Here is a 12,399-nt window from a genome sequence, read left to right on the forward strand (position 1 = left end):
TAGGGCAGCATTAAACCCTAAATATTAAGGCATATGAAATAGAGCTGACGTTATCCCGCAATCAACCGGATGTGTGCGAGTAGGTTCCGGTGATTTGAGGAACGGTCTGTCTTCATGACGAAGAGCATTATGGCAAATTCGGTTTTGAACGCGGCGGCGGGATTGACCCTGCTTGCGACCGGCTTTGCATGTTCGATCATCGCGGCGCGATTGCTTGGCCCGGAGGCCAACGGCATCATCGCCTTTTCCCTGTGGCTGACGACGACCGGCGCGTTGATCGCCGAGCTCGGCGCTGGCGTTACCCTGCTGCGCATCCTGCCGCAACTGAAGGGAAATGGCTATTCGACGGAAGAGCGGCTTGGCTTTGCCGCCTATCTCCTGCAGCCGACGATTCTCGCAACCGGAATTCTGCTTCTCGGCTACGCCGCCTATTATTGGGATACGGAGCGATTGCATTGGGCCGGCGATGCGTCCGCAGTCATCGCCATCACCGGGGTATTCTTCGTTCTTCAGTCACTCGGCGCCTACAGCAAGAACTATCTGATCGGCGAGCAGCAAGTCGGCGCGTTCCTGCGCATTACCGTGACGAGTTCGGTGTTGCAGCTCGTTACCGTGCTCGCGGGAGCCATTTTCTTCGGCGTCAGCGGCGCGTTGGCCGGCTATGCGATCGGCCAGCTGCCGATGTTCATTGCAACGCTCAGGATTGCGATCGCGCGCAAGAACAGCTGCGGCGTCGGCTTTTCCGCCCTCGTCGGTTCATCGCTCATTCTCTCGATCGAACTCATCAACAGCTCGATCTTCCTCAATCGCATCGAGCTCGTCTTCCTGCAGCGTTACTGGGGCATCGAAGCAGTCGGCTTCTATGCCGTCGGCCTGTCGCTCGCCAACCTGGCGCTGCAGCTGCCGGTACAATTGAGCGGCAGCCTGCTACCCTATTATTCCGAGCAGATGCACGCGCGGGCATCGGACAAGCTGCCGGTCGAGGTCTTTGCCGGCGTGGCGCGCAGCATAGCCTATATCACCCTGCCGATGAGCTTCGGGCTTGCCGCCATCTCGCCCGAGCTTGTCGTGACGATCTTCGGCCCGGCCTTTGCGCCGAGCGGAAGCATGGTCGCGCTTCTGTCCCTGACCGCGGCCCCCTACGTCTTGATGCAGATATGCACGCAATATCTCTATTCGCTCGATCGCGTGCGCGAACGCACCGTCATCGGCGTCATCGCCAGCGTCCTCATGGTCATCGGCTGCCTGATCGCCGTACCGTATTACGGAGGCGAAGGAGCGGCGCTGGTCCGCCTGCTGGCCTTCACCGCCATATGCGTGCTGACGGTGCGACGCATGGAATTCGAGGGATCGACACGGGGCATGCTGATCAACCTTGCAAAAGTTACGGTTGCTGCCATTGTGTGCGCGGTTGCAGCCTATGGTTTCGTTCAGGCGCTGACCGGTGTCGCAGGTCTCATAAGCGCCATCATCGCCGGCGCCCTGGCCTATTGTGCCGCGCTCAGATTGCTGAATGCCATTCCAGCCGAAGATATCGAGGTCTTGCAGAAGATCGCAGCGCGATTGCCTGCCAGGGCTCATCCTATTGCCACTCAGGCTCTGGCACTACTTGCGCCACGCCGAATGTGAGGAGAATGCCATGGCTGGTTGGGGAGCCGCCGAAAAAGAACGGAACGAAGGCAAGCAGCTGAGATCGGCAGCGACACCGGCAACCTTCGCCGGAACGGTCGGCCTGTTTACATCAGCCATTGCACCCTCGCGTGGCACGGCCGTGCTGTTTCTCAGCCCCTGGGGCTTCGAGGAGATGTGCGTCCGCAAGTTCTGGCGGATTCTGGCTGAGGATCTCGCCGATATCGGCCTGGCCAGCCTGCGTTTCGACTATGCCGGCACCGGCGATGCGCTTGATGCGGCGGACGAAGGCGAGGGTCTTACGCTTTGGCAGGAAACCGCGCTTGCCGCCGCTGCCGAGCTCAAGGCGCTTTCCGGCTGCAAGCGCCTGATCCTCGTCAGCCAGGGACTTGGCGGAACCATCGCCGCTGCTCTCGCCGAACGTCTTGCCGGCGTTGACGGCATTGCCTTTCTTGCACCCGTCATCTCCGGCCGCGCCTATCTGCGCGAACTGACGGTCTGGTCCAGGATGATCGATGAAAGCATGGGGCTTGCCGAAGCGCAGCGTCTGGCCGAGGGCGTCACCGTCGCCAGCCTGCGCATGCCCGATAGCGCGGCCGATGCGATCAGGAAGCTGAACCTCATGACGCTCGACCGGCTCGGCACACCGAACTGCCTCGTGCTGACGCGACCCGGCCGCCCCGGAGACGCCGACTTTGCGCGTCATCTCGAAACGCTGGCTCCCCAGGTCGCACAGGCCTCCTACGAAGGCTACGACGATCTCGTCTCGAACCCGACCGTCGCCACCATGCCGACCGCAGCCGGCCGGAATATAATCGAGTGGGTGCAGTCGGTCGCCGCCGTGCCTGGCGAGATCGCAGCGACCGATCCTGCCCTGCCCGTCGCGCAGCCTCTCGTCGGCGAAGGTTTTCGCGAGACGCCGCTGCGCTTCGGCGCGGAAAGCCGCCTATTCGGTATTCTCTGCGAACCCGAAGGCAGCCGCACCGGCGCGACCGCGCTGCTCCTGACCACAGCCTATGACAGAAGCGCCGGTTGGGGCCGGATGTCGGTCACCATGGCGCGCACGCTTGCCCGCGACGGCATTGCCTCGCTGCGTTTCGATACGGCCAACGTCGGTGACAGCCCGCCGCTTTCCGGCGCTCCCGAGCAGGTGCTCTATTCCCGCGAACAGCACCGGGATGTCGCGGAGGCGCTGGACCTCTTGGAAAAGCGAAATCTGCTACCGGCCTATGTGGTGGGGCGTTGCAGCGGCGGCTATCTCGCCTTCCAGGCCGCGGTGCGCGACGCGCGCTGCGGTGGCCTCATCACCGTCAACCCCTACAGCTTCCATTGGGATGAGAGTCGATCGGTCGACGAAGCGCTGCGCTTCGCGCCCCGGTCGCTGGAAACCTACGGCCGAAAACTGCTGCAGATGGAGACGCTGAAGCGGCTCTTTGGCGGCCAGATCGATGCGAAAAGCGCCATATACAACATGGCGACCGGGCTCCGCCGGCGCGCGGCACGAACGGGCCGTCAGCTGCTCGGCGCATTCCCCGTCTTCGCCGCGGCGCAAGGACCTGTCCTTGGTGGTTTTCGCACGCTTGCCAGGCGCGGCGTCGACATGTCCTTGATCTACAGCGCCCATGACATCGGCCTCGACCACCTGCATGACCAGTTCGGCGAGAACGGCGTCGGCCTGAAACATTTTCCGGATATACGCCTCACCATCATTCCCGAAGCAGATCACAATCTGACCCCGCCCTATGCGCGCAAGGTCTATCTGAAAGAGGTCAGGGAAATGGGTTTGCGGCTCGGCGCACGATGATGCCTCGACTGGAAAACTGCCGGAAATGTTCGCCACATCCGATACTTGCTGTATAGTCGTCCGATGAGGCTCCTGATCGTCGAAGACAACCGCGAACTGGCGTCCTGGCTCGGCAAGGCGCTGCGTCAGGCGCAATATGTCGTCGACATCGCCTATGACGGCGAGGACGCCGAGCACATGCTGAAAGTTGCGGCCTATGCCATCGTCATCCTCGATCTGTCGCTGCCGAAAATGGACGGATTGACGCTGCTGAAACGCCTGCGCCAAAGCGGCAACAAGGTGCCTGTCATCATCCTGACGGCCAATGCCAGCCTCGACGGCCGGGTGACCGGCCTCGACAGCGGCGCCGATGACTATCTGGCAAAACCCTTCGAAATTGCCGAGCTGGAAGCCCGCATACGCGCCGCCGTCCGCCGCGGTCATGACCGTGCCGCGCCCGAGATCGCCGTCGGCGACCTCGTGTTCGACGGCGGCACACGGCAATTCTACCTGGCCGGCGAATCCTTGGCGCTAACCCCGCGCGAACACGCCGTGCTCGAACATCTGGTCATGAAGGCAGGCACGACCGTCACCAAGACGACGCTGTCGGAAAGCGTCTTCGGCTTTGACGATCTCGCCGACACCAGCGCCATCGAGATCTATGTGCATCGCGTCCGCAAGAAGCTCGAAGGCAGCACCGTGCAGATCGCGACGCTGCGCGGCCTGGGTTACCTCCTTCGCCATGCACAATGACGAGATTTCCCGACCTCAAGGAGTCCTGAGCCGCGCCATGCGCGCGCTGACGACGAGCCTTCGGGCGCAACTCTTCGCCTGGGTGGTGCTGACCCTGATCGGGGCGATCTGCATCAACCTTTATCTGAGCTACCGTTCGGCCGACGCGACGGCCAAGCTCGTCACCGACCACACATTGCTTGCTTCGGCGCGCGTGATCGCCGAGGCCGTGCGTGTCGATGCCAGCGGCTCGGTGCAGATCGACATTCCGCCCGCCGCACTGGAAATGTTCGACACCGGCTATGGCGACCGCGTCTTCTATCAGGTGATGACCGCGTGGGGAAACCTCGTCGCCGGCTTCCCCGATCTGCCACGGCCGGAGCGTGATCGGGTCGGCGAGGACAAGACGTTCCGGACCGATGGCGTCCGCGTACTGATGCTGAGCCATCCCGTTGTTGGCCTCGATCAGGACAGCACCATTTCTGTTGCCGTCGCCGTCACCCATAACAGCCAGGATGCCATGCGCCGCAGACTGTGGCTGTCGGATTTCACAAAGCAGCTCGTTCTCGTCCTTCTCGCCGGTCTTGTGACCATTATCGGCCTGCAGCGCGGCCTTGCGCCGGTGCTGCGCCTGCGCGACGCCGTTCGCGAACGCGGCCGCCAGCGCCTCGATCCACTGGACCCTCACATGGTGCAGAACGAGCTCCGGCCGCTGGTCCATGCCCTCAACGATCATATGGAGCGGGTGCAGAACCAGATGGCGGCGCAACGCCGCTTCGTCTCGAATGCCGCCCATCAACTGCGCACCCCGCTTGCCCTGATCTCGACGCAGGCAGGTTTTGCCGCGCGCGAAACGGACAGTATCAGACGCGACGAGGCGCTGACGGCGCTGCGTTCCAGCACGCGGCAGGTCACACGCCTTGCCAGCCAGCTCCTGACATTGTCTCGTGCCGAGCACGGCAGCCGGCGGCCGCGCAACGATACGATCGATCTCGGGGAGACGGCCCGGCGGGTGCTGGAAACGCTCGCCGAGGAAGCCTTGCGCCGTAATATCGACCTCGGACTGGAGGCCGATGACACGCCCGTGCATATCGAAGGCGACGGCACCATGCTGCGCGAAATGCTTGTTAATCTCGTCGACAATGCGCTGCGCTACACGCAGGCGGGCGGCCGCGTGACGGTCGGCGTCGCACAAGAAGGCGACACGGCGCTCCTATGGGTCGAAGATAACGGCCCGGGCATTCCCGAGGCCGAGCGCGCCCATGTGTTTGAGCGTTTCTACCGCATCATGGGCACGGAGCCGGAAGGCAGCGGCCTCGGGCTTGCCATCGTCCGCGAGGTCGTCGACGGCGCCGGCGGTTCCGCCGCCCTTGCCGATGCCGCCGGCGGCGGGCTGCTGGTCAGCGTTCGGCTGCCGGCCGTTTGAGGCGCAGTAATTTCGGGATAGTCCCCTCTCCCCGCCTGCGGGGGAGAGGGAGTCTCTTGTGGCGATAAAACAAAAAAGGCCGGGCAAGATGCCCGGCCTCAGCCTTGGGAGGCTACGGAAATAGTCGCTTAATGCGTGTCGAGGCTCTGCTGCGGACGCCAGCGGGTGATGTGGTTCTCGATGAGCGTCATCACGTATTCGGCGCCGAGCGTCACCACCATGACAAGGATGATCGCAGCGTAGAGGCCGGCTGCATCATAGGTGCCCTTGGCGATGGAGATCAGGTAGCCGATACCGGCCAGCGAACCGACGAACTCGCCGACGATCGCGCCGATGATGGCGAACGAGAACGAGACGTGCAGGCTGGCGAAGATCCAGCTCATCGCCGACGGCAGGATGACGTTGCGGGTCACCTGCCAGTTCGAGGCGCCGAGGATGCGGGCATTGGCGATCATGTTCCGGTCGGCTTCGCGAACGCCCTGGAAGGCATTGGCGAACACGACGAAGAATACCATGATGAAGGCGAGCGCCACCTTGGACGGCAGGCCGAGACCCATGATCATCACGAAGATCGGCGCGAGAACGACGCGCGGGATCGAGTTGATCGCCTTGATGTAGATCGACAGAATATCGGACGCCAGCTTGTTGCGGCCGAGTGCGACGCCGACGAGAACGCCGGCGACCGAGCCGATGATAAAGCCGATCAGCGCTTCTTCCATGGTGACGCCGAGGTGATACCAGAGCGAGCCGCTCTCGGTGCCTTCGGTGATCCATTCCCAGAGGCGCAGCGCAATACCATACGGGCTCGAATAGAAGAACGGGTCGATCCAGTGCAGGTCCGAGGCAATCTGCCAGAGGCCGAGGATCGCGGCGAGAATGGCGACCTGCCAGAACAGCACGACGTATTTGCGCCGTGTCATCGCCTTCATCGCTGCGGCTTCAATTTCCGCATCCGAGGTGCCGGCGCGGAAGATGGGGGCATTGCCTGCTTCGAGAGCTGTATTTGCCATGATCAATCCTCCCTTATGCCGCTTCCGCGGCACGGCGATAGCTGGTTTCGACCTCTTCACGCAGGTCGTCCCAGATCGTCTTGCAATAATCGATGAAGTTCTGCTCGTAGCGGATCTCGGAGACCACGCGCGGCCGCGGCAGATCGATCGTGTAGACCGACTTCACCGTCGCCGGGCCGGCCGTCAGCACATAGACCTTGTCGGCGAGCGCGACGGCCTCTTCGAGATCGTGCGTGACGAAGACGACGGACGCCTGCCGTTCGGCCCAGAGCTTCAACAGCTCTTCATGCATGACCGTGCGGGTCTGCACGTCGAGCGCCGAGAAGGGCTCGTCCATCAGCAGGATTTCCGGCTCATTGATGAAGGTCTGCGCCAGCGAGACGCGCTTGCGCATGCCGCCCGAGAGCTGATGCGGATAGTGATGCAGGAATTTCGTGAGGCCGACGCGGGCAAGCCAGTCCTTGGCCATCTTTTCAGCCTCAGCCTTCGGCTTGCCGCGAAACAGCGGGCCGGCCATGACGTTTTCGATGACGTTCTTCCAGGGGAAGAGCGCATCCGTCTGGAAGGCGAAGCCGACGCGCGGGTCGATGCCGCTGACCGGGCCGCCCATCAGGCGAACTTCGCCGGCACTGGGCCTGGCAAGGCCGGTAACGAGATTGAGGGTCGTGGACTTGCCACAGCCCGTCGGTCCGACAACGGCGACGAATTCGCCGCGTTCGACCGTCATGTTGAAATCGCGAAGTGCCGTCAGCGACTTGCCGGTCGGCGATACGAAACGGCGGCTGACATTGATGAGCTCGATCGCCGGAGTGCGGCGTCCATCCTGTTGCATGGTGCTGATCCTCACGCGTGCCTTCGGGCGTGCACGCAAAGCCCGGTGAACTGCAAAGTCCCTTGAACTGCCGCTTCCGGAATCTGTCTGAAAACTGGCCGGAAGCGGCGTTATGACTGCTTACTTGACGTTCTTGACGAATTCCGTCGTGTAGGTCTTCGACAGGTCGATCGTCTTGCCCTTGACGTTCTTGGAGAACTGCGAGAGCACGGCGAGAACGGTCTTTGGACCATCTTCCGGCATCACGCCGTCGGCCGTGAACATTTCCTTGCCGGCGTCGAGAGCCTTGATGTAGCCGTCCTTGTCGCCGACGTAAAAGTCCTTCGGCATCTTGTCGGCAATCTCGGCGGCGGAATGCGTGTGGATGAAGCGCATCGTCTTGACGAAGGCGTTCGCCAGCTTCTGCACCTCTTCCTTATGAGCGTCGACCCATGCGGCATCCATATAGAGCGAAGCGGCCGGATAGGTACCGCCGAGCGCTTCCTCGGTGCCCTTCAGCGTGCGCAGATCGACGAGGATCTTGGCTTCGCCGGTCTTGAGCAGGCGCGAGATTGTCGGTTCGGTGGTCATGCCGACCTGGATGGCGTCCTGCTGCATGGCGGCGATAAAGGTCTGGCCGGCACCGACCGGAACCGGCGTGATATCAGCCGGCGACAGGCCGGCCTTCGACGCCATGTAGAGTGTCAGGAAGTTGGTGGACGAGCCGAGGCCGGTGACGCCGGCGCGCTTGCCCTTGAGATCGGCGAAGGACTTGATATCAGGATACTTGGCCGAGACCAGCTCCACTTCGCCCGGTGCCTGGCTGAACTGCACGACAGACTTGATGAACTTGCCCTTGGCCTGCAGGTCGACACAATGGTCGTAGAAACCGACGACGCCCTGAACGGCGCCGGCCAGCAACTGGTTTTCGGCGTCAACGCCGGCGGACTCGTTCAGAAGCTCGACCTCGAGGCCTTCATCCTTGAAGTAGCCGAGGGATTCGGCGAGCTTGGCCGGCAGATAGATCTGCTTTTCGTAGCCGCCCACCATGATGGAGATCTTATCGGCGGCGTTGGCGGCCGTGGCTGCAAAGGAAGCAGCTGAAATGACAAGGGAAAGGGCTACGGTATGAAAAAAGGTGCGCGATGGACGCATCAATGTCTCCTCCTGTTTGAATAGCTGCGCCACACGACGCTGCGAAAATATGCTTCCTCCACGAAGCTCGGCGAACCTAACGTGGGCAACCTTTCAGTCAGCTTTCAGCGCACAATCCTTCTAGGGCGGCATTGCAATTTTATTTCAGCGGTGCCGGCGGCACGATTATGGCTGCCGGCGCTGTCTTTTACTTCGGGATCGGAGATGTGGCCCCGAAGCATCCGGTCAATACCGGAAGCGATACTCGAGCTATTTGGCGTTCTTGACGAATTCCGTCGTATAGGTCTTCGACAGGTCGATCGACTTGCCCTGGACGTTCTTGGAGAATTCGGAAAGCACGGCGAGAACGGTTTTCGGTCCATCTTCCGGCATCACGCCATCGGGCGTGAACATGGCCTTGCCGTTTTCGAGCGCCTTCACATAGCCTTCCTTGTCACCGACATAGAAATCCCTAGGCATCTTGTCGGCGATCTCGGCGGCCGAATGGGTGTTGATGAAATGCAGAGTCTTGACGAAGGCGTTGGCAAGCTTCTGCACGTCCTCCTTGTGATCCTTGATCCATGATTCCTGCATGTAAAGAGAAGCGGCGGGATAGGTTCCGCCCAGAACGGCCTTCGTTCCGGCCATCGTGCGCATGTCGATCAAAACCGTGGCCTCGCCGGTCTTCAACAGGCGCGAGATCGTCGGCTCCGTCGTCATGCCCGCCTGGATGGCGTCCTGCTGCATGGCGGCGATGAAGGTCTGGCCGGCGCCGACCGGAACGGACGTAAATTCTCCGAGCTTCAGGCCGTTCTTGACCGCCAGATATTGCGTCAGGAAATTGGTCGAGGACCCAAGGCCGGTGACGCCGAGGCTCTTGCCCTTGAAATCGGCCGGCGACTTGATTTCCGGATGTTTGGCCGACACCAGCTCCACTTCGCCCGGCGCCTGGCTGAACTGCACGACGGATTCGACGAACTTGCCCTTGCCCTGAAGGTCGATGCAATGGTCGTAGAAGCCGACGACCCCCTGGACGGCGCCGGCGAGCATTTCATTTTCAGCATCGACGCCGGCAGGCTCGTTGAGAAGCTCGACGTTCAGACCCTCGTCCTTGAAATAGCCGAGCGCTTCCGCGAGTTTCGCCGGCAGATAGATCTGCTTTTCGTAACCGCCCACCATGATCGAAATCTTGCCGGCTGCCTGTGCCGTCGTCGTAGCGAATGAGGCGGCGGTCACCGCAAGGGAAAGAGCCGCCGAATATCTGAGAATGCTGGATGCACGCATGAAGTCCTCCTCTCCATTTGTGTACCGACGCCGATTGATAGCGGCACGGCACGCGCTTCCTCCTGAAGCGAAAGAGACATGCACGCCCAACCTTTCATTGAGCTGAAAGCTGCTGATTCCCCTTATCCGCGGCTGACATCGGCCGTGATCGCTGGCGTCTCATCAATGCAAAACCGGATCGCCGTGCAACGGGAAGCATCACCACATCTTGGCATTTCCCGTATCGCTACTATTTTAGATTGAGCGCTTTTGCGGGAGAGACCATCCATGAAAATCATTGCCGCAGCCCTTATTCTGACGGTGATCGCGATAGCCGGGCCGGCATCGGCAATTTCCCGCTACGAGTCGCTCAGCAAAACCTGTGCGTCGGTGCAGCAACTCATCGCCGGCGAACGCGCCGTGATATTGCGCTATCCTGCACCCCGTGGCGGCCCCGTTCTCTACGACCGCTACGTGGCCGACAGCGGCCAATGCGACATTTCAGAATATGCCGGCCGCAGCTACGTGCCGACGAGGGACAACCCGCGCTGCCCGGTCTACAATTGCAAGCCGTCATCCGTCTTCAATCCGCATTGACGCGAATCATCTTTTCTGCGGTTTATGCGCGTGGCGGAGTTATAAAATTTAACATAAAAAGACTTTTAGTTGAATTCTACCCATATTTAACGCACATTTTGCGGGCAGATAGAGCACGCGTCCCTTCCCGCGAAGGGTCACGAGTATGGTGCTATCCACCAGCCCCTATTTGATAAGGAGATCGCGCAGTGAGTGCAAAAGTACCGAACCCGATCGATGCCTATGTTGGCTCTCGCGTGCGCACGCGCCGTCTTATGCTTGGCATGAGCCAGGAGCGGCTCGCCGAACAGATCGGCGTGACGTTTCAGCAGGTGCAGAAATACGAAAAGGGCACCAATCGCATCGGCGCCAGCCGGCTGCAGGCCATCGCCGGCGTGCTGGCCGTTCCGGTCGCCTTCTTCTTCCAGCAGGACAATTCGCAGCCGCTGAACACGGACGGCCTTGGCGCGATCAACGGCCTCGAGGACCTGTCGGATTTTCTGACGTCCAAGGAAGGGCTGAGCCTCAACAAGGCGTTCATGAAGATCAACGATCCCAGCATCCGCCAGTCCGTGCTGATGCTGATCAAGTCGCTGGCAAATGCTTCCGACGTTCTACCGGATCACGTTCCCCATGCGAAGAACGTGTCGGTCAGCTTGCACAGCTGAGGCCTGCCACCGGCGAGCATGCCGGTTTATTTTATTCGCGCCGAAACCTGCCGATAGCGGAAGCATAGGCGGGTTTCGGCAAGCAAATATTCGGGCCGCGATATCGCTTGCCCGTCTACATGCCGCGGTTTCGCGCCTTGAAATTGCAAAATAAAAATTTTGCCACAATCAAGCATCGTGTCACGCCGCATGTCACGCGCCAAGCTGCAAAACATTCGTTACGGTTTGCTCATGTTCCCGGCCAGACACGATTCGTCTGCCGGGAACGGGGGCAATAGAGGGCACGAAATGACAGCAGCACTTCCGATCGGAACAGCATACCAGGACCCGGACTCACTCAAGGAGCTGGCATCCATCGCTCGACTGATCACTTATGCACGGCAGAGCGCCAAAAACCTGAATGCGGAATTCCCGGTCTGGTGCCTGGACTTGGCGCTCGGTGCCGTGCTGCAGGAAATGTATCAAAGCGGCTTGCCGAACCCCGTGTTTGACGAGGCGATGGATGCGGCAAACGTGGTGGCACACTGAATGCAGTAATCCCGGCTTTCGCCGGATACGGAACGATGCCGATATGGTTAGAAGCCATATCGGCATTTTTCGTTGATGAGCCGAGATTGTCAGAGCGAACAGGCTTAGCAATCGCCCTTGCGCGGCTGGACGCCGGCGGTAAAAATCGCGATGCAGTGGCGCAGATGACGCAGCCGCGTTTCACGGTTTGGCCAGTCGTTCGGGTGGCCCGGTTTCGAAATCATCGCGCCGAAGATCATGTTCATCAGCATGCGCGCACCGCTCGAAGCATCGGCAATCTCGATCAGGCCGCGCCGCTGCTGCTCGCTAAGCCAGTCCGCCAGCATCTGCTGCGATTGCCTGGCGCCATAGGTGTGCAGCAACGTCGCGATCTCGGGAAATTGCTGTGATTCGCTAAGGGCGAGGTGGATGAAGGCCTCGCGTTCGCGCTCCTGGGCTTCGTCCATGTCGATCATGAATATCTGTTCGAGCGCCTCGTCGAGCGGCAGATCCTCATCCGCGGGGCGCGGCAAGGCAAACATGGAAGCGCGATGTTCGGCGATGATCGCCATGAAAAGTTCGGTCTTGCTCGGAAACAGTCTGTAGAGGGTCTGCTTCGACATCCGGCACCGGGCGGCCACGAGATCCATCGTCGTGCCGCCATAGCCGAGCTCATAGAAGGTCGCGCGCGCCTCGCTGACGATCTCGGCTCTGCGAGCGTCGTCGTTGATGGTTTTAGGGCGGCCCCGCGGGCGACGCTGGTCAGCCTTGGCTGCTCGTTCCTTTGTCAGCACTTCCGTATTGACCTCAACAGCCGAATGCGATTGACATTTGAAGCAGTACAAATATTTTCTGTACGA

12 protein-coding genes are annotated in these 12,399 nt (G+C 60.9%); 7 read left to right on the forward strand and 5 right to left on the reverse strand.

Annotation, left to right across the window (positions count from 1 at the left end; translation table 11 throughout):
* Positions 1–114 precede the first annotated feature (114 nt).
* The 4 genes from ACIQWP_RS19255 to ACIQWP_RS19270 all read left to right on the forward strand — a co-directional run bounded on the left by ACIQWP_RS19255 (position 115) and on the right by ACIQWP_RS19270 (position 5,570).
* Positions 115–1,629, forward strand: a complete 1,515-nt coding sequence (locus tag ACIQWP_RS19255) for a lipopolysaccharide biosynthesis protein (protein WP_402790551.1) — start codon at positions 115–117, stop codon at positions 1,627–1,629.
* A 10-nt stretch (positions 1,630–1,639) separates the two neighbouring features.
* On the forward strand, positions 1,640–3,433 hold the full coding sequence (locus tag ACIQWP_RS19260; RefSeq protein ID WP_402790554.1) for an alpha/beta fold hydrolase: 1,794 nt from the start codon (positions 1,640–1,642) through the stop codon (positions 3,431–3,433).
* A gap of 63 nt (positions 3,434–3,496) precedes the next feature.
* Positions 3,497–4,165: a response regulator gene (locus ACIQWP_RS19265; protein ID WP_402790557.1), complete on the forward strand. Its 669-nt coding sequence runs from the start codon at positions 3,497–3,499 to the stop codon at positions 4,163–4,165.
* A 37-nt stretch (positions 4,166–4,202) separates the two neighbouring features.
* On the forward strand, positions 4,203–5,570 hold the full coding sequence (locus ACIQWP_RS19270) for a sensor histidine kinase (RefSeq protein WP_402790560.1): 1,368 nt from the start codon (positions 4,203–4,205) through the stop codon (positions 5,568–5,570).
* A 128-nt stretch (positions 5,571–5,698) separates the two neighbouring features.
* Here the strand turns inward: ACIQWP_RS19270 and ACIQWP_RS19275 are convergent, their stop codons facing one another.
* The 4 genes from ACIQWP_RS19275 to ACIQWP_RS19290 form a co-directional block, all read right to left on the reverse strand.
* Positions 5,699–6,580: an ABC transporter permease gene (locus ACIQWP_RS19275; protein WP_402790563.1), complete on the reverse strand. Its 882-nt coding sequence runs from the start codon at positions 6,578–6,580 to the stop codon at positions 5,699–5,701.
* A 13-nt stretch (positions 6,581–6,593) separates the two neighbouring features.
* A complete protein-coding gene (locus tag ACIQWP_RS19280; RefSeq protein ID WP_402790566.1) occupies positions 6,594–7,412 on the reverse strand; it encodes an ABC transporter ATP-binding protein in 819 nt (272 codons plus the stop codon).
* A gap of 120 nt (positions 7,413–7,532) precedes the next feature.
* On the reverse strand, positions 7,533–8,546 hold the full coding sequence (locus ACIQWP_RS19285) for an ABC transporter substrate-binding protein (protein WP_402790568.1): 1,014 nt from the start codon (positions 8,544–8,546) through the stop codon (positions 7,533–7,535).
* Positions 8,547–8,795: 249 nt separating this feature from the next.
* Complete coding sequence (locus ACIQWP_RS19290) at positions 8,796–9,809, reverse strand: ABC transporter substrate-binding protein (RefSeq protein WP_402790570.1); 1,014 nt, start codon at positions 9,807–9,809, stop codon at positions 8,796–8,798.
* A gap of 267 nt (positions 9,810–10,076) precedes the next feature.
* On the opposite strand from ACIQWP_RS19290, the gene ACIQWP_RS19295 reads away from it, so the two are divergent.
* The 3 genes from ACIQWP_RS19295 to ACIQWP_RS19305 all read left to right on the forward strand — a co-directional run bounded on the left by ACIQWP_RS19295 (position 10,077) and on the right by ACIQWP_RS19305 (position 11,560).
* Positions 10,077–10,385, forward strand: a complete 309-nt coding sequence (locus ACIQWP_RS19295; protein WP_402790573.1) for a hypothetical protein — start codon at positions 10,077–10,079, stop codon at positions 10,383–10,385.
* A 188-nt stretch (positions 10,386–10,573) separates the two neighbouring features.
* Entirely contained in the window at positions 10,574–11,032 is a 459-nt protein-coding gene (locus tag ACIQWP_RS19300; RefSeq protein ID WP_402790575.1) for a helix-turn-helix domain-containing protein, read from the forward strand.
* Positions 11,033–11,320: 288 nt separating this feature from the next.
* Positions 11,321–11,560, forward strand: coding sequence for a hypothetical protein (locus ACIQWP_RS19305; RefSeq protein ID WP_402790578.1), 240 nt, complete (start codon positions 11,321–11,323; stop codon positions 11,558–11,560).
* Between the two features lie 104 nt (positions 11,561–11,664).
* Here ACIQWP_RS19305 and ACIQWP_RS19310 read toward each other — a convergent pair whose 3' ends face one another.
* The gene (locus tag ACIQWP_RS19310; RefSeq protein ID WP_402790581.1) at positions 11,665–12,333 is read right to left on the reverse strand and encodes a TetR/AcrR family transcriptional regulator; all 669 of its coding nucleotides are present in this window, start codon (positions 12,331–12,333) and stop codon (positions 11,665–11,667) included.
* Between the last annotated feature and the right edge of the window lie 66 nt (positions 12,334–12,399).

Origin of the sequence: Rhizobium sp. NPDC090279, from assembly GCF_044769665.1 — a bacterium.
Lineage (GTDB): Bacteria > Pseudomonadota > Alphaproteobacteria > Rhizobiales > Rhizobiaceae > Rhizobium.

What these genes read in the sequence shown, in the direction of transcription:
- ACIQWP_RS19255 (WP_402790551.1), top strand. Translation starts at nt 115, where the DNA reads ATGACGAAGAGCATTATGGCAAATTCGGTTTTGAACGCGGCGGCGGGA.
- ACIQWP_RS19260 (WP_402790554.1), top strand. Translation starts at nt 1,640, where the DNA reads ATGGCTGGTTGGGGAGCCGCCGAAAAAGAACGGAACGAAGGCAAGCAG.
- ACIQWP_RS19265 (WP_402790557.1), top strand. Translation starts at nt 3,497, where the DNA reads ATGAGGCTCCTGATCGTCGAAGACAACCGCGAACTGGCGTCCTGGCTC.
- ACIQWP_RS19270 (WP_402790560.1), top strand. Translation starts at nt 4,203, where the DNA reads ATGCGCGCGCTGACGACGAGCCTTCGGGCGCAACTCTTCGCCTGGGTG.
- ACIQWP_RS19275 (WP_402790563.1), bottom strand. Translation starts at nt 6,580, where the DNA reads ATGGCAAATACAGCTCTCGAAGCAGGCAATGCCCCCATCTTCCGCGCC.
- ACIQWP_RS19280 (WP_402790566.1), bottom strand. Translation starts at nt 7,412, where the DNA reads ATGCAACAGGATGGACGCCGCACTCCGGCGATCGAGCTCATCAATGTC.
- ACIQWP_RS19285 (WP_402790568.1), bottom strand. Translation starts at nt 8,546, where the DNA reads ATGCGTCCATCGCGCACCTTTTTTCATACCGTAGCCCTTTCCCTTGTC.
- ACIQWP_RS19290 (WP_402790570.1), bottom strand. Translation starts at nt 9,809, where the DNA reads ATGCGTGCATCCAGCATTCTCAGATATTCGGCGGCTCTTTCCCTTGCG.
- ACIQWP_RS19295 (WP_402790573.1), top strand. Translation starts at nt 10,077, where the DNA reads ATGAAAATCATTGCCGCAGCCCTTATTCTGACGGTGATCGCGATAGCC.
- ACIQWP_RS19305 (WP_402790578.1), top strand. Translation starts at nt 11,321, where the DNA reads ATGACAGCAGCACTTCCGATCGGAACAGCATACCAGGACCCGGACTCA.